Here is a 21,978-nt window from a genome sequence, read left to right as displayed (position 1 = left end):
CGCCTGCGACTTTGGTTGCGGCGAACTGAATGCTATCTCTTTGACTTACAACGAGTTACGAAAACGGTCCGAGTTTCGGACCGTTTTTTGTTGTTTTTAATCGAATTTAAGCAATTTGCAACTTTAAAGGGTAGGGGAGAAAAGCTAAATTTTACCCCGTAAAAATCAAAAACACAAGGTGCCGGCTAACCCCGGCAAGAGGTAAAAATGCTCATTCTTCGTGGTACTCCGGCTCTGTCGGACTTCCGTCTCCAGAAACTTCTGGCTGACTTCAAGAAAGAAAACCTGAACGTCGTTAGCGTTTACGCTGAATTCCTCCATGTGGTGGATCTGTCCGCAGATCTGACTGCAGACGAAAAGACCACCTTGGAAAAGGTGCTCCACTACGGCCCCATGCGTGAAGCCAAGGCTCTGGAAGGTGAAATGTTCGTGGTTTGCCCGCGCCCCGGTACCATCAGCCCTTGGAGCTCCAAGGCTACCGATATCGCTCACATCTGCGGCCTGCCCGCCATCAAGCGTATCGAACGCGCCATCGCCTACTACGTAAAGTTTGACGGTGCCGCTTCCGCCGACGCCCGCAAGGTTATCGAAGCCAAAATCCACGACCGCATGACTCAGGCCGTGTTCGCTGATCAGGCTTCCCTGGACGTTCTCTTCAGCAAGGAAGAACCGCGCCCCCTGAACATTATTCCGGTCCTCACTGAAGGCCGCGAAGCTCTCGTCAAGGCAGACAAGGCCATGGGCCTCGCTCTTTCCGCCGACGAAATCGACTACCTGGTCAACAACTTTACCGCCCTCAAGCGCAATCCCACCGACGTGGAACTGTACATGTTCGCTCAGGCCAACTCCGAACATTGCCGCCACAAGGTTTTCGGTGCTGAATGGACCATCGACGGCGTCAAGCAGGACAAGTCCCTGTTCCAGATGATCAAGAACACCTACGCTCTGCACAACACCAACATCTTCAGCGCCTACAAGGATAACGCTGCCGTGATGAAGGGTGCAACCGCCGGTCGTTTCTACGCAGACCCCCGCACCAACAAGTACGACTTCCACAACGAAGAAGTGGATATCTTGATGAAGGTGGAAACTCATAACCACCCCACTGCAATTTCTCCGTTCCCCGGTGCTGCAACCGGTAGTGGCGGTGAAATCCGTGACGAAGGTGCAACTGGTAAGGGTTCCAAGCCGAAGGCCGGTCTCACTGGCTTCAGCGTTTCCAACCTCAAGCTGCCGGGCGCAGTTCAGCCTTGGGAAAAGGATTTTGGCAGCCCCAGCCGTATCGCTTCCGCTCTGGACATCATGATTGAAGGTCCTCTGGGCGGTGCCGCATTCAACAACGAATATGGCCGCCCGAACATTCTCGGTTACTTCCGTACTTTCGAACAGGAAGTCTCTGCTGAAAAGGGTACCGAAGTTCGCGGTTACCACAAGCCCATTATGCTGGCTGGTGGTCTCGGCAACATCAAGCATGACCACATCGAAAAGGGCCACATCGACCCGGGTGACCACCTGGTTGTTCTCGGTGGTCCGGCTATGCTCATCGGCCTTGGTGGCGGTGCTGCAAGTTCTGTGGCTAACGGTGCCGGTAACGAATCTCTGGACTTCGCCTCTGTGCAGCGCGAAAACCCCGAAATGGAACGCCGTTGCCAGGAAGTCATCGACCGTTGCTGGGCAATGGACGAAGAAAACCCCATTACCTTCATCCACGACGTTGGTGCAGGTGGACTTTCCAACGCCTTCCCGGAACTGGTGAACGATGGCGGTCTCGGCGGTAAGTTTGAACTCCGTAACGTTCCTAACGACGAACCGGGTATGAGCCCCTTCGAAATCTGGAGTAACGAATCCCAGGAACGTTATGTGATCGCTGTTGCTGGTAACAAGCTTGACGTGTTCGACGCTATCTGTAAGCGTGAACGCTGCCCGTATGCAGTGGTTGGCGAAGCTATTCCTGAAAAGCACTTGACTCTTACCGATAAGCACTTCGGTTCTACTCCTATCGACATGCCGCTGGAAGTCCTTTTGGGCAAGCCGCCTCGCATGATCCGTAACGAAAAGAGCCAGAAGCGTCCGCTCACTTCTCAGGTGGTTCCTGCTGATGCAACCATCAAGGATATTGCACACCGCGTTCTCGCTAACCCCACTGTGGCAGACAAGACCTTCTTGATCTCCATCGGTGACCGTTCCGTGACCGGTATGATCTGCCGCGACCAGATGGTTGGCCCCTGGCAGGTTCCCGTGGCTGACTGCGCTGTCACTAGCGCAACTCTGGACACCTACGAAGGTGAAGCCATGTCCATGGGCGAACGCGCTCCTATCGCTCTCATCTCTCCGGCTGCCGCAGCCCGCATGACTGTTGCTGAATCCCTCACCAACATGGCTGCCGCTTACGTTCCGGATATGGGCCGCGTAAACCTTTCCGCAAACTGGATGGCAACTCCCAACTACGAAGGTGACGGTGCCGACCTGTACGAAGCTGTGAAGGCAATCGGTATGGAACTCTGCCCGGAACTAGGCATCACCATTCCGGTGGGCAAGGACTCCATGTCCATGAGCACTGTATGGCAGGACGAAAAGGGTAGCCACCGCGTGACCGCTCCCATCTCCCTGGTCATCAGCGCCTTCTCTCCCTGCGCCGACGTTCGCAAGACCATGACCCCGCAGCTCATCCAGAACAAGGAGACTACCTTGATGCTGGTTGACCTGGCTCGCGGTAAGAACCGTATGGGTGCATCCATTGCAGCTCAGGTCTATAACATGCTTGGCGACAAGGCTCCGGACGTTGATTCCGCTAAGGAACTCCGCGCCTTCTTCGAAACCATCCAGAAGCTCAATGCCGACGGCAAGATCATGGCTTACCATGATAAGTCTGATGGCGGTCTCTATACCACCGTTACCGAAATGGCGTTCGCAGGCCACGTTGGTGTTACTTTGGATGTAAATTCTCTCCAGGGCAACATCATCGACGCTCTCTTCAACGAAGAACTGGGCGCTGTGCTTCAGGTTGCAAATGCAGACGTTGCTGCTGTTAAGGCTGCCTTCGCTGCTGCAGGTCTTGGCGACACCATTTCTGAAATCGGTAAGCTGAACAACACTTACAACATCGTCATTGGCGACTACGCAGAAGGCCTCTCTGACCTTCGCGCTATCTGGTCCGATACCACTCGCCGCATCGCCGCCCTCCGCGACAATCCGGCTTGCGCCGAAAGCGAATACCAGCTGAAGCTTGAACAGGATGATCCGGGTATCACCCCGAAGGTCACCTTCGATCTCAATGCAAGCGCAAAGATCATCAAGGATTACTCTAGCCGCCCGAAGATGGCTATCCTCCGCGAACAGGGCGTTAACGGTGAACTGGAAATGGCTGCTGCATTTGCCAAGGCCGGTTTCGAATCCATCGACGTTCACATGACCGACATCTTGAGCGGTCGCGTAAGCCTGAAGGACTTCAATGGTCTGGTGGCTTGCGGTGGCTTCAGCTACGGTGACGTTCTTGGCGCTGGCGAAGGCTGGGCAAAGAGCATCTTGTTCAACCCCAAGGCTCGCGCAGAATTCGAAGCCTACTTCAACCGTAAGGACACCTTCACTCTGGGCGTCTGCAACGGCTGCCAGATGGTTTCCAACCTGAAGGACTTGATTCCTGGCGCAAAGCATTGGCCCCGCTTCGTTCAGAACCTCTCTGAACGTTTCGAAGCCCGTTACTGCTCTCTGAAGGTTGAAGATACCCCGGCTGTTCTCCTGAAGGGTATGGCTGGTTCCGTATTGCCCATCGCTGTGGCTCACGGTGAAGGCCGCGCAGAATTCGCCTCTCGTGAAGCTGCAGAAGCCTGCTTGAAGACTGGCCTCGTAGCCCTCCGCTACGTGGACGGCAAGCACGAATACACCGAACGCTACCCGCTGAACCCCAACGGTTCTCCGTTTGCAATCAACGGCCTTTGCTCTGAAGACGGTCGTGCTCTCGTCATGATGCCGCATCCGGAACGTGTATTCCGTACCTGCCAGTACTCCTGGCATCCGGCTGAATGGGGCGAAGACGGCCCGTGGATGCAGCTGTTCCGCAACGGCCGTATTTTTGTTGGGTAGCTAGGGTCGAATGCGGCCTGGCCGTATTTTTGTGGGCTAAACAGGTGTGAGGTCGGCCTGTGACGCAGGCGAGGTTCATCTCCCGAATCCCTGCCTACTGTCTACTAAATATCCGCTTCCTGCATCACCTGCAGGGGGCGGTTTTTTTAATACTTAACCCTGATTCCTGCGTCGGATTTTTGACAATGTTTACAAAAGTTTATGCGTGTTTCGCGGATTGCAATTGTTAGTTAAAAATTACGAGGAACTCTAGTACGACAAAGCTATATTTGCATTCATTAGAAAGGGTTTTGAAATGAAAAGAGTTTCTACTGTATTGGCTCTCGCTTTGGGCGCTTGCGTTACATTTAGTTCTGCTGCTCAAATTCAGGGCTTTGTTTCTGGATATGCTCCTGGTAACGTCCAGCAAAAGAAAACTGCAAAGGGTATCGACACCAACACGGATCTCAATTCCGATATTTCTTTTGGTTTTGGTGGTGAATTTTTAGTGTTCCCCGCAGGCCCGTTGATGGTGGGTGGCGGTCTTGGCCTCTTCAGTGTGCAGAAAGATGGTGACAATAACATTGTCATGCCTTCGATCCCTCTGTGGGGTTCTGTTGGTGTAATCGGTCCTGAAGAATGGGGCACTCGTCCTTATTTTGAAGCTCGAATTGGCTATCCGATTCCTGCCACAAATTACATTACCTGGTGGAGAAGTCCCCTGAATTTCTTTGCAACGGTTGCTGTGGGCGCCCAGTTGCCGTATAACGTGGGCATTGAACTGGATTGGACTTACTTGACCATGAACAAGAAGTTCGAAGATTTGGCTGACGTTAATTTCCGCCTGAGTTCAATGAAGTTTGGTGGTTCCATCACGGTTCATTTTGATCTGTTCGGTGGTTCTGCTAGCGCAAAGAAAAAGTCTGACGAATGGGGCGACATTGCCGCAGAACCTACTGCAGAACCTGCCGCAGAAAGTTCTTCCTCTGAAAGCGAAAATACAGAACCTGCTTCCTATGAGGATTACTACTCTAGCTATAGCGATTCCTCTACTGAACAGCCTGCAGAAGAACCTGTAGCTGAGGAACCTGCTGCTGAACCTGTCGCGGAAGAAACTGCAGAACCTGCTGCCGAAGAAACTCCGGCTGAAGAACCCGCTGCAGAAGAACCTGCACAGGCTGAAGAAGCTTCCGCAGAAGAAGCTCCCGCAGAAGAGACACCGGCTGAAGAAGCCGTAGCAGAACCTGCTGCAGAAGAACCTGTAGCGGAGGAAGCTGCTCCTGAGCCGGCTCCGAAGCCTGCCGCAAAGAAGGCTAGCAAGAAAAAGTCTTCTAAGAAGACTACTAAGAAGACTACTAAGAAGAAGTCTAAGGCAAAATCCAAGAAGAAAAGGTAATGCCTCGTTTCTGAAAAAATTAGAAGTGCCGCTTTTTTGCGGCATTTCTTGTATGCAAGGATCCCTATTTCTTGCTATTATGGGAAATGGGGGTGTAAAGTAAATTGACTGACGAGGTGGATTATGGATATTGCACGTTACTTGCCTGTAATCTATGGAATTGGAATCCCGTTTTTAGGGACTGTTCTTGGGGCTGCCTGCGTTTTTTTCGTGAAGGGAAGCTTGCCGCCCAAGGTGCAGCGTGGGATGATTGCCTTTGCTGCAGGCGTGATGGTGGCAGCTTCTGTGTGGAGCCTGCTGCTGCCTTCCATTGAGTCCTCTGGAAATTACGGTAAGCTTGCCTTTGTTCCGCCGGTGGCTGGTTTCTGGGCTGGCATTCTTTTGCTCTTTTTAATTGACAAGCTTACGCCTCATTTGCACTTGGGCAGTGACGAACCCGAAGGCCCCCAGGTGAAGATGAAACGCACCACCATGCTTGCGCTGGCTGTAACCATCCATAATATTCCTGAAGGCATGGCCATTGGCGTTGTGTTTGCCGGGTGGCTTGCGGGGGCGGTCGCAGTTACGGATGGTGCTGCGGTATCAGTTGGTGTGGCGGAGAGTGTCGCAGGTGTTGTATCCTTGGCGTCTGCGGTAGCGGTTTCCATTGGTATGGCTTTGCAGAATTTTCCGGAAGGTGCGATTATTTCCTTGCCGCTACGTGCTGAAGGTGAAACCCGCCTTAAGTCCTTTTGGCTGGGCGTTGTTTCCGCAATTGCAGAAGCGGGTGCCGCAATCGTTACCATTTTCCTGGCCAGCGCCTTGCTGCCGGCAATGCCCTATTTGCTTAGCCTTGCAGCAGGTGCAATGATCTATGTGGTGGTGGAGGAATTGCTGCCCGAGGCAAGCGACGGAATTCATTTCGATGGGGTGACCTTGCTTTTTGCTTTAGGATTCTCCCTGATGATGGTGCTGGATACGGCACTTTAATTGGCAGAGGATCTGTGCCGCAAATTTGATTTTTGAAATTTCTAGATTTGAAGTATGTCTGAACAGATTTTAACTCGTGAATCCTTGGTGGAATTCTTCGGTGCAGAAGAATATACCCGATTGTGTCGCCACGAAGCAGGCCATGCCCTCGTTGCGTTTTTGTTCAAGCGTCCGCTGGAATACGTGAAGATGGTGAACTCCAAGGAACGTCCGGGCATTACCCGCATTACGGGAAGCGAACTGGACGGCTCCGCCCACATCGCTATCGCCGGACATATTTCCGAGTTCATTATCCGCAAGGAATTCGCTTGCAACTTGGACACGGTGATGCGGGAACTCCCTATGGAACTGAACCGCAGTGACGCTGACTATCAGAGTTTTCAGGCCGCCTGCTATTATTTCCAGCTGGCGGAAACCAACGTGGTGGAACAGTGCTACAACATTCTGATGGCCTGCCAGAAATCCTTGCTCGCCATTGTGGAAGGCTTGGAACAGCGCACTTACCTGAGTCGAGAAGATATTGAGAATTTGCTCAAGGCTTAACACATCCTTAACACGAAATTGTTCTGAATCTTGGAAACAGCCCTTTTCATGAAAAACAGATTGGTCTAAATTGCCTTTTGAGGTGCTTTATGATCGGGATGTTTTGGCGTTGGGTGGCTGTTTTTGTATGGTGTGGCTTGATGATTGCCTGTGGGGAAAATTCCACAGGTCCGGAAGATATTGCGAACTCCGAAAATGTTGCGAGTCCAGAAAATATTGCAACCCCCGAAAATGTTGCAAGTCCAGAGACTGGTGATGAATCGACTTTTGAGGAAAGCTCCAGTTCTGTGTCTGCCCCCCTGCCGAATAACGGCATTCCTTATATTCGCATTACAGTTCCCGATAGTGTCGCACTAAATGATACAACAGAAAATGGCGAGGCTGTCTATAGCGAGGCCGTCATTGAGATTGCGGGCAATGGCTTGTATGGGAATGTTCCTGCGATGGCGGGGAAGGTGCGCTACCGCGGAAATTCCACACGCCTGTGGTACCCGAAGAAACCGTACCGCATCAAGTTTAACGAAAAGGCTGAGCTACTTGGGTTAGCTGCCAATAAGGACTGGGTGTTGCTAGCCAATTACCGCGATCAGAGCAAGTTCATGAATGCGGTTGTTTTTGATATGGCCCGCAACATGGGAAACTTCAAGTTCGTGAACGCCAACCGTTTTGTAGAAGTAGAAGTGAACGGGGATTACAAGGGAATCTACCAGCTGACGGAACAGATTGAACAGGCTGCCAGCCGCGTGAACATTGACAAGGCCACAGGTGTGCTGTTCAATATGGATAAGGACGATGGTCCGGAATTGAACACTTGGGAACACAATAATTTCTGGAGTAGCGTTTACAAGTTGCCCATGGCCGTGAAGTACCCTAAGGATGTTACGGCTACCGCCTTGGAATCCATCCAGGCGGATTTCTCCAAGGTGGAGCAGGCTATTGCCGATGGTGATTTCGCTACGTTCTCCGCTTTGATGGATGTTGCCACATTCATCGACTATTTGATTATTCAGGAAGTGACCCGCAATGTGGAACTGGAGGCTCCCCGCAGTACTTACCTCTATAAGGAAAGCGCTGAGGGTAAATACGCCTTCGGTCCTATTTGGGATTACGATGGAGGCTTTGGCTACAGCTGGAATGAAGAAACCTCTGAATACTTTGGCGAAAATTCCTGGATCTTGAGTAGCGGCAATCCTAGCAAGAGCCCTTTCAACTGCATTGCCGAAAACATGAGCGCATGGGTTTATTGTAACACTGCAAATAATGGGGCAGGAGGCCGCGGCGGTATGGGTGGATTCGGCGGATTTGGTCCGGGCGGAAATGTGAACGCGGGTGCTGCTTGGAACGGTTACGGCGAAAGTGGTTTCTTTACCAACATGTTCAGTAACGAAGAATTCCTGGCAGCCTATAAGGCACGCTGGAACGAACTGAAAGATGTTTTGTATGATTATGCAACCGCCAATCTAGATGAATATGTGGCGCTGTGCCAGAATGCTCTGGAAAATGATGCCGCCCGCTGGCAACCCAAGCGCAGTTACACTACGGATGTCGTAGCCCTCAAAAGCTGGCTGCAAAAAAGGATTGCGGATTATACGAGTGTAGTCGCCGCGTATTAATTCGAGATTTATTTGGATAAAATTTGTTTGGGTAAAAAAAGACCAGCCTCAAAAATGAGAACTGGTCTTTTTTCGCATTGTTATGCTCGAATTACTTGAGTGCGGCAATAATAGCGTCGCCCATGCCGGTGGTGCCGACCTTGGTGCAGCCTTCCTGGTAGATGTCGCCAGTGCGGTAGCCCTGAGAAATCACCTTTTCGCAAGCGGCTTCGATAGCGCGTGCAGCTTCTTCTTCCTTGAAGGTGTAACGCAGCATCAAAGCGGTGGAGAGGATCTGTGCCAGCGGGTTAGCGATGCCCTTGCCAGCGATGTCCGGAGCGGAACCACCTGCCGGTTCGTACAGACCGAAGGAACCTTCAGCGATAGAAGCGGAGGGGAGGAGGCCCATGGAACCGGTGAGCATTGCGCATTCGTCGGTCAGGATGTCGCCGAAGAGGTTCGGGCAGAGCATCACGTCGAAGTCGCGGGGGCGCTTCAGGAGCTGCATAGCAGCGTTGTCCACATAGAGGTGTTCGAGAGTCAGTTCCGGATAATCCTTGATGACTTCGTTCACAACTTCACGCCACAGGACGGAGGTGGTGAGAACGTTAGCCTTATCGATGGAAGCGACCTTCTTGTTGCGGAGCATAGCAGCGTCGAAAGCGAAGCGGGCGATGCGTTCCACTTCGTAGCGGCTGTACTTCATGGTGTCGAAACCGATTTCTTCCTTGGAGCCAGGAATGCCTTCGCGGCCCTTGGGCTGACCGAAGTAAACGTCGCCAGTCAGTTCACGAACGGTAAGGATGTTGAAACCGTCACCGACGATGTCGGAACGGAGCGGGCAAGCACCGGCCAGTTCCTTGTAAACGCGAGCGGGGCGGAGGTTGCAGAAAAGCTTGAAGTGCTTACGGAGCGGCAGGAGAGCACCGCGTTCCGGCTGCAGGTTAGGAGGAAGGTGTTCCCACTTGGGGCCGCCCACAGAACCGAAAAGAATACAGTCAGAAGCTTCGCCCAGCTTGAGGGTGGATTCCGGCAGGGGAGAACCGCTTTCATCGTAAGCAGCGCCACCGACGTTTGCCCATTCAGCATTCACGTCGAAGCCGAACTTCTTGGAAACAACATCCAGAACGCGGACAGCTTCCTTCATCACTTCCGGACCGATACCGTCGCCCGGGAGAACTGCAATCTTGTAATTCTTGCTCATTACTAGAGTCCTTTTTAAGGTTTAATTATTTGAACGGGACAAATCTAGTAAAAAGGCGAGCGCAGTGGCAAAGTATTTATGCTTTGACATTGCCGAGCCGCTGCTAAATGCAATCTTTGATTGCAATTTTGCTAATTTGAACGAAAATGGGCATCCATCTTTGGGGTTTAGAGTGTTTTTTAGAGTATTGTTTCTTTGCGTTTTAGCTGTTCTGTCAGGCTGCAGTCAAAATGATACATCGAAGTCCGTGAAAAAGTTTGCAGATGACAAAGTTGTCAATGAGCCTGTTTCCTTGATGACGTATACTGTGTTGGACTCCGTGTTAATCGAAAAGTTCTTTGATACCAGATTAGCTTCCTTTAGCAAGGATATTCAAAAGGTTCTTGATGATATTACAAAATTATCCAAGAAGAAAACATCGGTGAAAGATTCGCTTCAAACCGAGTCCCAGGATCTTGTCTATAGGGTTTGTTTTTCAGACGTAGATGGGGTAGAAACTCGTCATCCTTGTTCCCTGGATTCTGCACTGCTTGTGAATGTGGTGAAGAAAATGAATGGTGAAGACTCTCTAAAGGGGCTTCGCATTAAACTACAATCTATCAGCTATGCGCAATCCGTTGTTGATGGTGTTCCGACAATGTCGAAAATGATTCTCAATGAAGATGGATCTCTTGAAGCTGCCTGTGCTTCGAAGGATGGCAAGAAGTGCGATGATCTTTATGCTCAAGTAATTCTTTCAAAGAAATTTTCAATGGGAAAGTTCCTGGAAGAGGATGGCTCTACTTGGGTACCGGAACGCTACTATGTTCGCATCAATGAAAATAAATTCCCCAAAGATTTAGAAATAGATTCGCTGCTAGCCTCTATTTTTGAAAGGAGCCTTAAGCACTTCTATAGGGAAAATGAGGTTGATTCTCTGATACCCTTTGAAATGTGTTATGAAAATGGTTTTGCGGTTCCCTGTGGATTATCCCCGCAGGAGCGAGCTTTTGTGAAGGAAACGGCAGAAAATTATGGGGATACCTTAATTGCTGTTTCTTACCAAAAAAGTTTAACGATGAAAGCCTTTGTTTATGATGGAATGTCAAACAGCCATTTTTGTAAATCCCAGAATGGTGTTCGCTGCAGTGAATTGTATGCGTTGGTAAGGGAGAAAAATGAAAAATTAGAGAGGTTCTGTAAAATGCTGGAAGAAAGAAATGTAAAACATATATGTGCGGGAGCGATGGATATGTGTGACGCTATAGATTCTAGAATGGCTCTGTTTCGCTTTAGCACGAAGGATTTTTACGCGGCAAAGGAAGAATTGTCTCATGGAGATGTGATGCTGGACTGGGAAGGAACATTGTACAAAAAAGACGGAACCTATTTAGGTCTGGAAATAATGCATCAATGATGGTGTTATTTTTGGGGGTGATATTTTTTTACGAGCTGAGTTTTTTTTATTTTCGTGCTCATGAATCATTCTGTTAGTGAAAAACTGTTTGCTGAAGCAAAGTCCCTGATGCCTGGTGGCGTCAATAGTCCTGTTCGAGCCTTTGGTAACGTGGGGGCTACCCCTCCGTTTATTGCCCGTGCTAAGGGAAGTCACATCTATGATGTGGATGGAAATGACTATGTGGATTACGTGGGCTCCTGGGGTCCCATGATGTTGGGGCATGCTCATGACGCTGTTATCAAGGCGGTTGCTGAAACTGCACAGAACGGCTTGAGCTTTGGCGCTCCCTGCGGTCTGGAATCAGAACTTGCAAAGCTGGTCATGCAGCTGGTGCCCAGTATCCAGATGATTCGTATGGTGAACTCCGGTACCGAGGCCACCATGAGCGCTATCCGTGCGGCTCGAGGCTTTACCGGTCGCGACAAGATTATCAAGTTTGAAGGCTGCTATCATGGTCATAGCGATAGCCTTTTAATCAAGGCTGGCTCCGGAATGTTGACCACCGGTAAGCCCAGCAGTAAGGGTGTTCCTGCTGATCTTGCCAAGTACACTTTGACTCTCCAGTACAATGATGTGGCTGGTGTCCGCGAAACGTTTAACGCCATCGGTAATGAAATCGCCGGTGTCATTGTGGAACCTGTGGCTGGCAACATGGGGGTTGTTCCTGCAACCAGGGAATTCCTCCAGACCCTTTCCGACGAAACCAAAAAGCATGGCGCTCTCCTGATTGTGGATGAAGTCATGACGGGTTTCCGCGTGGGCATTCACTGCGCACAGGGTCTGTACGGCATTACTCCAGACCTTACTACCTTCGGTAAGATCATCGGTGGCGGCATGCCTGTGGGTGCTTATGGCGGTCGCCTGGACGTGATGCAGCAGATCGCTCCCTTGGGCGGAATCTATCAGGCAGGCACCTTGTCTGGCAATCCGGTGGCTATGGCTGCAGGCCTTGCCACCATGCGAGAACTCAGCGGCAATCCCGAACATTATGTTCGCGCCGAAGCCAGCACTACAAAACTGCTGAAGGGCCTTAAGTCCGCAGCAGACGAGGCTGGCCTTCCCATGACGACCAACCAGGTAGGCTCCATGGGTTGTGTCTTCTTTACGGAAGGTCCCGTAAATTGCTTTGCCGATGTACAGAAGTCCGACCTGGAACTGTTCCGCAAGTACTTCCTGGGAATGCTTGACGAAGGCATCTATCTGGCTCCCAGTCAATTTGAAGCAATCTTCGTTAGCTCTGCCCATACGGATGAAGATATCGAGAAAACCATCACCGCTGCCCAGAAGGTGCTGAAGAATATTTAGGTTTAGAGATTCGCAGATGGAAAAGAAAACGAACCTGTTTACGAATGGTGCCATCTGGTTTGGTGTCGCCATTTCCGTTTCCGAAATTGAATGTGGTATTGAAATCGGTGCTGCAAATACGCCCCAGGGACTTTGGCTTCCGTTGATTCTGGGGCATGTCTTGGGTGGCATCATGTTGTACTTCGTGGGCCTTATTGGTGCTCGAGTTCGTCTGAACGCCATGGAAACTACCGCTTCTACATTCGGTAAGTACGGCTCCAAATTTTTTGCGTCCTTGAACCTGTTGCAGCTGATTGGCTGGATTGCAGTCCTGAATGCCCAGGGCGCTCTAGCATTAGGTGGCCTTAATCTTCCTATTTCTTTTCCCGTTACGTGCGTTATTATTGCTGCGTTAATTGCCGCATGGGTTTTTGTGGGACTTCGTAAAACTCAGAAGATTACTACAGTGGTCATGAGTCTCCTTGCGGTCCTTCTGGTGGTGCTGACTGCTAAGTTCTTCGGTCTAGATTCTGCTGCGGCAGGTGCATCTGCAAATCTTCCGACTTTTAACTTCTGGACTGTTTTTGAAATTTCCATTGCCATGCCTCTTTCCTGGCTGCCGGTCATTTCCGACTATACGAAGGACGTGGAGAAGCCTGTCCAGGCGACGGCCGTTTCTGCGATTGCATATACGGTTGCAAGCCTTTGGATGTACTTCATCGGTTTGCAGATTGCGGGTCTCGGTGTGGGAACCAACATTGCCCAGGCTATTCTTTTGGCGGGTATCGGTATTCCGGGAATTCTCATTGTGGCCCTTTCTACGGTGACTACCAACTTCTTGGCTGCAAATTCTGCAGGCGAATCTGCCAAGGCCATTGTTAACAGGCTGAACCCTAAAATTACTGGCGTTGTTGTCTGTGCACTCAGTACGGTTCTTGCCATCTGGGGCATTGTGGATCACTACATTCACTTCCTGTACATGATTGCCTCTGTCTTTGCGCCCATGGCCGCTGTACTCTTGGTTTCCTTCTATTTCGTGAAAGAACATCTGGAGAAGAAGTGCTTTTGGATCTGGAATCTGTTCGCCTGGCTTGCGGGTTTCGCAGTTTATCAGGTGGCTGTTACTACGGGATTCGAGGCTGTTGGACCCACTTTGCTGGCCGTTGTAATATCTGCAGCGTTGACTTTTGCTGCAAGAATCAAGAAAGTTTAAAACTCAAGCAAAAAAAAGCTGGGCTGAAATAAATTTCTTGTACTCTTTTTGTAAGTTTTCTCTTTTGTCTGGCCGACGTTATGGAAATGAACACCCATACTTGTGCTGAAATGGACAATACTGCAAGCAATAAGGCTAATGTGGATGAACGCTGCGTTAGCCAGCAAGAAGAAGACGAAGGTGTCGTCATGGAAATGACCGCTAAGAAAGGTTCTGGCTGCCCCAGCGGTTCTGTCCTGAAGTGCACTGACGAAGATGGTGTTACCACCTATTTCTATGACAAGGCTTTTGCAAATAAGTCCTGTGATGATTTGGAAGACGACGGCGATTTCGATTTTGAACTTTAATTAGTTTCGTTTTCAATCAATACTAGAATGGGTTTCCCTGATGGGGAATCCCATTTTTTATATTTGCGATTGTAATAAAAAGAGGATAATCATGATCGTATCTTGGATGACCACCAATAAGTGCAACCTGACCTGCAAGCATTGTTACCAGAATGCCGGTGACCATAGGGATCGTGAGCTTACGACCGCAGAAGGCCACAAGCTTATTGATGAAATTGCCAAGGCCGGTTTCAAGATTATGATCTTTAGTGGTGGCGAACCCATGACTCGCCCGGATATTGTGGAATTGGTGGAACATGCTTCTCGCGTTGGTCTCCGTCCGGTTTTCGGTACCAATGGCACCATGATTACCGCCGAAATGGCCCAGAATCTGAAGAAGGCCGGGGCCATGGCCATGGGAATCAGCATCGACAGTATCGATCCTGCTCGCCATAACAAGTTCCGCGGTCTGGAAAATGCTTTTGAATTGACGATGGCCGGCATTGAAAATTGTAAGGCCGCAGGTCTCCCGTTCCAGATTCACACCACCATCATGGACTGGAATCAGTCTGAAATTTTCGACATTATGGATTGGGTCAAGAGTATAGGTGCCGTAAACCATCAGATTTTCTTCCTGGTGCCTGTTGGTCGTGGTAAAGAAATTGCAGACCATGCGCTCCATGTGGCGGAATACGAGAAACTTCTCCGTGACATTATGGAAAAGAGCCGAACTTTGGGTATTCCTGTAAAGCCTACATGTGCCCCTCAGTTCCTGCGTATTGCTGATCAGCTGGATATTAAGACCCGCTACACTCGCGGATGCCTTGCCGGCTTGGACTACTGTATCATTAACCCGGTGGGAGAGGTTCGCCCCTGCGCCTATATGATGGAAGTTGCCGGCGATGTTCATGATGCCCCCTTTGACGAAATCTGGGCAAATGCGGAGGTGTTCAAGAAACTTCGTACCAAGGCTTACGAAGGCTCCTGCGGCAAGTGTAAGTATAACGACCGTTGTGGTGGTTGTCGAGCCCGTGCTGCCTACTATCATGATGGCGACTACATGCACGAAGATAACAACTGTGCCTATGGCCGTGGATTAAAGTAGGGGAGTACTCAATGTCTGAAAATGAAGAAGAAGTGATTAGCGAACTCCGCGAAAAGGATCGTGAGCACGACTCCCGTCTGGATTCCTTGAGTGCTCAAAATCAGACTCAGGATTTTAAGCTGAAATCCCAGGTGGCCAAGGATAAGGAACATGACTTCCGCTTGGATTCCCTGGTAAATAAGAATGGGGCTCAGGATGCCGAAATCCATAGGCAGGCGGTGAAGGACGAAGAACACGATATTCAATTACAGAACCTTGATGCCCGCTGCAATTCTATGGAAAAGCAGATCCGTCATTTGATGAAAATGCTTCCTGAAAATGTTCGCCTGGATGAAAGTACGGATTCCAAGGAACGTTCTATTTCTCCGGCGTCCATTGCCGCTTTGGTTTGCGGTATATTGGCTTTGATCCTTTCCGCCGTAAACCTTTTTATTTAGCAGGCCGAATTTATGGAAGACCTGAAAAAAGTGGGTGATATTGACCCGATGGAGATTGCGGCAAAGTTGCTGGCGGAAGAAGACGAACGCTTCATGCGCATGGCTCTTCGTGAGGCGCAGCAGGCTTTTGACGAAAAGGAAATTCCCATTGGATGCGTCATCGTGAAGGATGGGGTCGTGATCGGTAAAGGTCATAACCAAATCGAGATGCTGAAGGATGCTACTGCCCACGCTGAAATTTTGACCATCGGTACGGCTGCAGGTGCTTTGGACAACTGGCGTCTGGATGGTTGTACTTTGTATGTAACGCTTGAACCTTGTCCCATGTGTGCGGGCGCTATTCTGAATAGTCGAGTTTCCCGTGTGGTCTATGGTTCTCCCGATACTCGTTTTGGCGGTTGCGGAACTACCATCGACGTGATTACGGATAACGCCCTAAAACGTCCCGTGCCCGTTACAGGAGGCGTTCTTGCCGAAGAATGTCTTGGGATCCTGAAGGCCTTCTTCCAGCGGATGCGACTGGAAAAAGGGGACTCCGGAAAAAAGGCCTGATTCAGTGGTCTCTCGGCAAGCGAGGGACCCTGTTTTTTTATGTCTTTGCTACATTTTAACCATGACTTTTATTAAATATCTCGCCAGCTCTGCTGCACTGCTTTTCTTATGTTCCTGTGATAATGATCAGTACGTCCTCGCATTCAATACTGAAAATGCTCCCGTACAGACTTATCACCTTGAATCCAACCTGAATTCCATTCTTCCTATGGATTCCACTTCCACTTCTCCGGAAGCCATGACCACCCACCTTCAGGTCCGTGCCTCCAATAGCATGCTGACCGCCTACGATGATGGCACTGCAAAGTTCGAATTGAACGTGGATTCCGTTGACTATCAGTCCGACAAGCGTACCGTGGAAGAATTCCGCGAAATGGAAAAGGCTGTCGCTACCGAAAATTTCCAGTACAAGATGGCTAAGGATGGCATGATCAGTTCTGCAATCCTGGAAGACTCCCTTACGCTGGGAACAGAAGCTCTGAACCTGGTCCGTCTGTTCCTGAAGATTCAGCCCATCCTTCCGGGTAAGGCTGTTTCCGTTGGCGAAACCTGGGAACGTCCTACTGAAATTCCGGGGCGTAACGGCAACACTACGGTGTACAAGACCTTTACCTTTAAGGAACAGTACGTTCACGACGGCGTACAGATGGCCCGCGTGGGTATGAACCTGAAGTACAGGGAAACAGCAGATTCCACTTCCGATGTGCTGATGGAAAGCAACGGTTTCATTCTGGGCTCCGGTGACATTTTGTTTGATGTAACTCATGGCGTCCTGGTGAACGCTAGCATTGAACTTTCTGGCGACTTGAAGATGAATGACATCGTTTCCGGAAGCATTATTCCCGATATGCACGTCATCCAGAAGATTAAGCTGAGGAGTGAATTTTAATGCGCTTTGCTAAGTTGACTCGTTGTCTTACTGGCCTTCTCGCTCTGGCCTCTTTGGCTGTTGCTGGCGAAAGACCTTTCCCTCAGGTAGAAAACGGCAAGGTAAACTTGCTCGCTTCTGAAAGTCCCTACCTGCTTGAAATGGGCGTGGTGTTCTCCGCTAACGACACTCTGAACATTGAACCTGGGGTGACCGTCCTTATGGGAGAATATGCCAAGATTACGTTCCGCGGTACGGTACGTATTCAGGGCTCCGAAGAAAAGCCTGTGGTGTTCCGCAGTCAGAATCCGTCCTATAGCTGGAACGGCATCCATTTCATTTCTTTGAACCGCCCCTTCGAAGTGAAGAACCTGGTGGTGGAAAATGCATTCCGCAATACTGTGTTCCGTTCCAAGGGCATTTTTGAAAATGTCCATTTTGTGAACAACTACTACGGACTGTGGTTGGACGACGCTCCCGAAATTTTCCTGTCTCGTTGCGAATTCAACCGCAACCGTTTTGCTCTTTCTGCTCGTGCAAGTAAGGCAATCTCTGCAGAGACCAAGATTTCCAATAACGTCTATGGTCTGTATCTGGAAGCTGGTGGTCAGTTTGAAGGTGATCAGTCCTTGGTCAAGAACAATCTTGAATCTGATATCCGTAAGGAATCCGAAGAACTGGCTAGCCAGAACAAGCGCGTGAACCGCTCCATCTGGCAGCGCATCGAAACTGCATTCTAGGAGACTAAGTGCAAGATTCCTTCCGCAGATCTATTCGTAAGATGACGGGCAGCAGTGTCCGTCTGAACGTACGACCGAACCGTTCATCTATGGTGGCTAATTTGTCCCAGTCCATGATGGTGACGTGGTCTATCGTTCTTTACGAACATCTGGATGCCATGCTGAACGACCCGACTGCAACAGTTGGATCCTCGGAATTGATTTCCTACAGTGATACCGCATGGAAACTGGCCGATGCCAGTTTCCCTCAGATCATCGCGGATGCCAATAAACTTTATGACGAGTTCCGCACCAAGTGGATGCAGCGCTTCTCTACGGAAGAAGTGACGCGCTTGCTTCTCGAGGGAGGAGATTTCCTCCAGCATGACGAGGAGAAGGGCTGGACTCTTACCGTAAAGAATAACAAGCAGGACATTAACGCGTTCTATTCCGCTACCATCCATTTGCTGGTCAGCGATGCAGAACCGCTGTTTGTGCGTATGCATGGCCGTGTGATGCAGCTACAGGAAAAATTGTGCAAGTACTGGCACGGAGAATCCGCTGTGGATGCCGTATCCAAACTCTTGCCCAGTCTGGAAGCCTCCCTTAGGGATAAGGAAAACTCCATGGTGGTTTCCTTGCGTAGTTCTCTGAATGCTCTTGCCAAGAAACGTTTTGCAGCGGCATTTGCTACCAAGGGTTCTGGACACTACTACAGTTCTGCTACTTCTTGCGCACGAAATGTAGGTCGCTACTGGAATCCCCATTACGCTTACGAAAACGGCTTCCTGGCCTTTACTGATGATTTTTGCGATTATGCCCGCGGTCTTACCATTCAGGTCATTGAATGGTACCAGAGCAAGTGGGCCTTGTTCCTCCGCGGCTTTAACCGTGGTCAGTTGAATTTGTTTGAAACAGTGGCCTCTCCTAAGGCCTAAGCAGGTGAAAAATGAAGAATACATTCACATCCGTCTTGTTGTTAACAATTGTGGGCCTTGCGGTTCTATTGGCAGGCGCTAGCTATTTCGGCGCTCCGCTGTTTGGCTGGATGATCATGATCGCCATCTTCGTGGTGTTCATCGTGGAACAGGTCGTCGCCCTCAAGAAGATTAAGCAGGTGGCTGCAGAAACTTCCGTTCTTGAAACTTGCGAGAGCCGCGGTATTTATGGAATCTCTGGTGATGGCGTAGTGGCAAAACGTATCGCTCTTGCAAAGCGTCTTCTGAGCAAGAACATCCGTCTGGATTCTCCCATCGCCTACGAAGTCCTGAATAACAATATGGAAATCAAGGTTCCCCGCAGTTCTGGCGGTACGGTGATTCTCCTTGGCCTGATGGGCACCTTCTTCGGTCTCATGGCTTCCATCGCGACAGCTGGTGGCGCTATGGATACAACGACCCAGGGCACTTTGGATACCATCCAGCACTTGTTCCAGAACATGAAGGGTATCTTCGGTACTTCCCTCTGTGGCTTGTTTGCCGCATTGATCCTGAATGCAACTCGTTCCTTGATGATCGCTTCCCGCGATAGTTTCATGGCTCGTCTGGATGCCCTGACTCTGGATATGCAGGGCGATGTTCCCGAAGAAGAATCCGACAAGACTGGTCTTGAACGTCTGTTCGAAAGTGTAGAGAAGAACTTGGCTGCTGTTACCGCTTCCGTGCAGGAAGGCCTTACCGGCGTCGTAAACAAGGTAGGGGAGGAATTGTCCGCTACTACCGCCAAGATGAATAGCAGTGTGTCCGCTTCCGTTGAGCAGGTTTCTGCAAGCGTGAATGCTTCCGTCCAGAAGGTTTCCGCAGATATGTCGACCTCCGTGAAGACTCTCAACGAATCTCTGGCAACTGCAATGAGCGGCATGAATAATGCAGTTAAGGATCTGGGGAACTCTGTAAGCGCTTCCATTTCCACGGCCTTCGCTCCTATGGAAAACAGCGTGAAGGCTCTGTCCGCATCCGTGGAATCCATCCCGTCTAAGCTGGACGAAAAGTTGAATGGCCTTTCCTCTGCTTTGGATAATGGTCTTGGTGATATTGCTTCTGGAGTAAAGGCTGGCTTGAACGGCGTTGCTGATGATGTCAAGTCTGCGCTGAGCGATGTATCCGGCAGTGTCTATGATGGCCTTTACAAGGTCAGTGAATCCGCCCAGAGTTCTCTTGCCGATTCTTCTACCAGCATTGCTGAATCCATTGCCGATCAGGTAAAGCAGTCCAACGCTCAGTGGAACGAATTTATGGAACGTCTGGAAGAACGTGCTACCTCCAATGTGGATGCACAGCGTGAAGGTCTTGAAACTCTCAAGAATGTTGCCCTTCAGGTTGCAGAAAAGGCTCAGGCTGGTTCTGCAGAACTTTCCGCCTCTGTTTCCGAAAAGCTTGGGACTCTTTCCAACGATATTCTGGCTGCTTTCCAGAAGCTTTCCGAAACCTCTTCCGTGCTGCTTGAAGCCCAGAAGGCTCTCACTGAAAGCATTGACAATCGTGTGGTCAAGGAAAAGGAAGCAACCGACGCTCTTGGCGGCAACATTGTAGAAACCGCAGAACTGATGCGTGTAAACCAGTCCGAACTGAGCGCCAACCTGGAAATGCTCCGTGCTGGTCTGGAAACTATCCTTGAAAAGCTCAGCGGTGATACTGCTGAACGTGATGAAGAAGAAAACTTCATCGAACATCTCAACCAGTCTCTGGAAGCCTTCCACGAACGCGCCAGCGAAGTGCTCATGGAAAATGCGGTCAAGACTCAGGAAATCCTCCTGGAAGTTCTGGAACAGACTCAGCGCGTAGGCCACTCCGTTTCCGCAGCTGCCGTACCTGCAGAAGAATCCAAAGTCGAGGAATAATCTATGCGTTTCAAGAGAGACGAAAACAGCAATCCCTGGATGGCCTATACCGACTTGGGTGTGGCCCTGGTCTCGCTGTTTATTCTGGCCTTTGTAGCAATGGCTACCTTGAAGGAACAGAAGGCAGAAGACTTGACTCGTACCGAAGAAGAAGTGCTGAGCTGCCAGGAAGAAATGCGAAAGATTGCCGCTGAACGAAACGCCCTTCTTTCCAAGAGCTTGCAGACTTCTATTGAAGCGGGTCTTATCGCCTTGGAAGGTGGCAAGATTCAGATTCAGGCTCAGTTCCTGTTCCCGATTAACGGTGCAGATCTGACTCAGGAAGGTGTAGGCGTGATTCGTGGAATTAGCAAGGGCCTTCTGGAAGCGATGGATTCTACGGACGTTATCATGGTCAGTGGCTTTACGGATGATACTCCTATTAAGTCTTCCACATATACCAACTGGAACCTTTCTACGGAACGTGCGGTGAACGTGGTGAAGACCTTAATCAAGGAAGGATTCCCGCCGGAACGTCTGTTTGCAGCGGGCTTTGGCGAACACCAGCCCAAGTATCCCAATGATAGTGAAGAACACCGCCGCCTGAACCGTCGTGTGGAAATCGGTGTGACTCCGCTCCAGATGATGGAAAAGACTAACTAGGCTTTTAATGCAGACACGTCTTGATACATTGAAACAGTCCATTGATGCAATCCGCAAGAGCGGAAAGCTTCCTCATTGGCGTATGGTCTATGCAGATAACCTGCTGACTCGCGCTGGGGAATATTTGGCTGTGGACCGCCTGCCGGAAGCCCAGATGGTGGCTGATAAGCTGGACCGCTGGATTTCCTCCCATACTCCTAAGGTGGAAACTGATAATCGCTTTGCGGAAAATCCCATGGTGTTCTGGAACGCAGAAATCCTGGGCGGTATTTCTGAGCGAATCAAGAAAACTCTTAACGAAAAGCGATCCCTTGTTCCTAATACAGAACGTGAAACTATTTTGCGTCGCCTGAGTCTGGTGGAAGATTGGGTGAAGAATGGTAACGTCCTGGCTGCTCATGAGGAACTTCTGTCCCTTCGCGGGGCTTTGATTTCCCGTTTGCGTCGTAGCTACAGAGCCCGTCTTGTTGCCGCTGACTTGTATCAGGGAAATGTGGTTCAGCCTGCAGGTAGCCTGGTTGGCTTGTACAATGCCCGTCATACTTTGGAAGAAACCTTCCATGTGGTGGGCGAACGCGATCCCATCTGGATTGAAGACTTCCTGGAAATCTATAACGACCTCTTCCGCATTGTGGAACGCTTGGTCCCCCAGGAAAAAAAGTAGTCTACTTTTAAATGAATAACCTATATTGAGGGCGAATTTAAGTCGCCAAGTAAATTTGTTTAACTTGCCTAGAAATATACTCTAATGGGGTGAGAAATCCAAGTCGTTTTCTCGGCCGATTGTTC

Annotated in this window: 19 protein-coding genes; 18 read left to right on the top strand and 1 reads right to left on the bottom strand. The window is 50.1% G+C overall.

All coding sequences use genetic code 11. The features are described from left to right. Positions 1 to 207: 207 nt before the first annotated feature. The 5 genes from purL to BGX12_RS11480 all read left to right on the top strand — a co-directional run bounded on the left by purL (position 208) and on the right by BGX12_RS11480 (position 8,583). Positions 208 to 4,083 (top strand): phosphoribosylformylglycinamidine synthase, encoded by a 3,876-nt coding sequence (gene purL, locus BGX12_RS11500; RefSeq protein ID WP_109736205.1) that lies wholly within the window; start codon positions 208 to 210, stop codon positions 4,081 to 4,083. Between the two features lie 295 nt (positions 4,084 to 4,378). Further along, positions 4,379 to 5,458 (top strand): hypothetical protein, encoded by a 1,080-nt coding sequence (locus BGX12_RS11495; protein ID WP_109736204.1) that lies wholly within the window; start codon positions 4,379 to 4,381, stop codon positions 5,456 to 5,458. Between the two features lie 123 nt (positions 5,459 to 5,581). Beyond that, on the top strand, positions 5,582 to 6,427 hold the full coding sequence (locus BGX12_RS11490; RefSeq protein ID WP_109736203.1) for a ZIP family metal transporter: 846 nt from the start codon (positions 5,582 to 5,584) through the stop codon (positions 6,425 to 6,427). A 54-nt stretch (positions 6,428 to 6,481) separates the two neighbouring features. Beyond that, positions 6,482 to 6,970 (top strand): hypothetical protein, encoded by a 489-nt coding sequence (locus BGX12_RS11485; RefSeq protein ID WP_109736202.1) that lies wholly within the window; start codon positions 6,482 to 6,484, stop codon positions 6,968 to 6,970. An 89-nt stretch (positions 6,971 to 7,059) separates the two neighbouring features. Next, positions 7,060 to 8,583, top strand: a complete 1,524-nt coding sequence (locus BGX12_RS11480; RefSeq protein WP_109736201.1) for a CotH kinase family protein — start codon at positions 7,060 to 7,062, stop codon at positions 8,581 to 8,583. 91 nt (positions 8,584 to 8,674) lie between these two features. On the opposite strand, the gene leuB is transcribed toward BGX12_RS11480, so the two are convergent. Continuing rightward, a complete protein-coding gene (gene leuB / locus BGX12_RS11475; protein ID WP_109736200.1) occupies positions 8,675 to 9,766 on the bottom strand; it encodes a 3-isopropylmalate dehydrogenase in 1,092 nt (363 codons plus the stop codon). A 64-nt stretch (positions 9,767 to 9,830) separates the two neighbouring features. Between leuB and BGX12_RS11470 the strand changes: the two genes are divergently transcribed. The 13 genes from BGX12_RS11470 to BGX12_RS11410 all read left to right on the top strand — a co-directional run bounded on the left by BGX12_RS11470 (position 9,831) and on the right by BGX12_RS11410 (position 21,853). After that, on the top strand, positions 9,831 to 11,162 hold the full coding sequence (locus BGX12_RS11470) for a hypothetical protein (protein WP_109736199.1): 1,332 nt from the start codon (positions 9,831 to 9,833) through the stop codon (positions 11,160 to 11,162). Between the two features lie 60 nt (positions 11,163 to 11,222). Next, complete coding sequence (gene hemL, locus BGX12_RS11465) at positions 11,223 to 12,509, top strand: glutamate-1-semialdehyde 2,1-aminomutase (RefSeq protein WP_109736198.1); 1,287 nt, start codon at positions 11,223 to 11,225, stop codon at positions 12,507 to 12,509. Between the two features lie 16 nt (positions 12,510 to 12,525). Beyond that, positions 12,526 to 13,701: a cytosine permease gene (locus BGX12_RS11460; protein WP_109736197.1), complete on the top strand. Its 1,176-nt coding sequence runs from the start codon at positions 12,526 to 12,528 to the stop codon at positions 13,699 to 13,701. Between the two features lie 86 nt (positions 13,702 to 13,787). Further along, positions 13,788 to 14,048 (top strand): hypothetical protein, encoded by a 261-nt coding sequence (locus tag BGX12_RS11455; RefSeq protein ID WP_109736196.1) that lies wholly within the window; start codon positions 13,788 to 13,790, stop codon positions 14,046 to 14,048. 91 nt (positions 14,049 to 14,139) lie between these two features. Then, a complete protein-coding gene (gene nirJ2, locus BGX12_RS11450; protein WP_109736195.1) occupies positions 14,140 to 15,132 on the top strand; it encodes a putative heme d1 biosynthesis radical SAM protein NirJ2 in 993 nt (330 codons plus the stop codon). Between the two features lie 11 nt (positions 15,133 to 15,143). Beyond that, positions 15,144 to 15,569, top strand: a complete 426-nt coding sequence (locus BGX12_RS11445; RefSeq protein WP_109736194.1) for a hypothetical protein — start codon at positions 15,144 to 15,146, stop codon at positions 15,567 to 15,569. Between the two features lie 12 nt (positions 15,570 to 15,581). After that, the gene (tadA, locus tag BGX12_RS11440; RefSeq protein WP_233246377.1) at positions 15,582 to 16,121 is read left to right on the top strand and encodes a tRNA adenosine(34) deaminase TadA; all 540 of its coding nucleotides are present in this window, start codon (positions 15,582 to 15,584) and stop codon (positions 16,119 to 16,121) included. 61 nt (positions 16,122 to 16,182) lie between these two features. Continuing rightward, complete coding sequence (locus BGX12_RS11435; RefSeq protein WP_109736193.1) at positions 16,183 to 17,010, top strand: hypothetical protein; 828 nt, start codon at positions 16,183 to 16,185, stop codon at positions 17,008 to 17,010. Then, complete coding sequence (locus tag BGX12_RS11430) at positions 17,010 to 17,729, top strand: hypothetical protein (RefSeq protein ID WP_109736192.1); 720 nt, start codon at positions 17,010 to 17,012, stop codon at positions 17,727 to 17,729. Before BGX12_RS11435 ends, BGX12_RS11430 begins: the two co-directional genes overlap by 1 nt. 8 nt (positions 17,730 to 17,737) lie before the next feature. Continuing rightward, complete coding sequence (locus tag BGX12_RS11425) at positions 17,738 to 18,646, top strand: hypothetical protein (RefSeq protein ID WP_109736191.1); 909 nt, start codon at positions 17,738 to 17,740, stop codon at positions 18,644 to 18,646. 11 nt (positions 18,647 to 18,657) lie between these two features. Beyond that, entirely contained in the window at positions 18,658 to 20,547 is a 1,890-nt protein-coding gene (locus BGX12_RS11420; protein WP_109736190.1) for a fimbrial protein, read from the top strand. 3 nt (positions 20,548 to 20,550) lie between these two features. Continuing rightward, positions 20,551 to 21,189: an OmpA family protein gene (locus tag BGX12_RS11415; RefSeq protein WP_109736189.1), complete on the top strand. Its 639-nt coding sequence runs from the start codon at positions 20,551 to 20,553 to the stop codon at positions 21,187 to 21,189. Between the two features lie 7 nt (positions 21,190 to 21,196). Further along, on the top strand, positions 21,197 to 21,853 hold the full coding sequence (locus BGX12_RS11410; RefSeq protein ID WP_109736188.1) for a hypothetical protein: 657 nt from the start codon (positions 21,197 to 21,199) through the stop codon (positions 21,851 to 21,853). The last annotated feature ends 125 nt before the right edge of the window (positions 21,854 to 21,978 follow it).

This window comes from Fibrobacter sp. UWR4 (genome assembly GCF_003149045.1).
Lineage (GTDB): Bacteria > Fibrobacterota > Fibrobacteria > Fibrobacterales > Fibrobacteraceae > Fibrobacter.
This window is presented reverse-complemented; position numbering and strand designations above follow the sequence as displayed.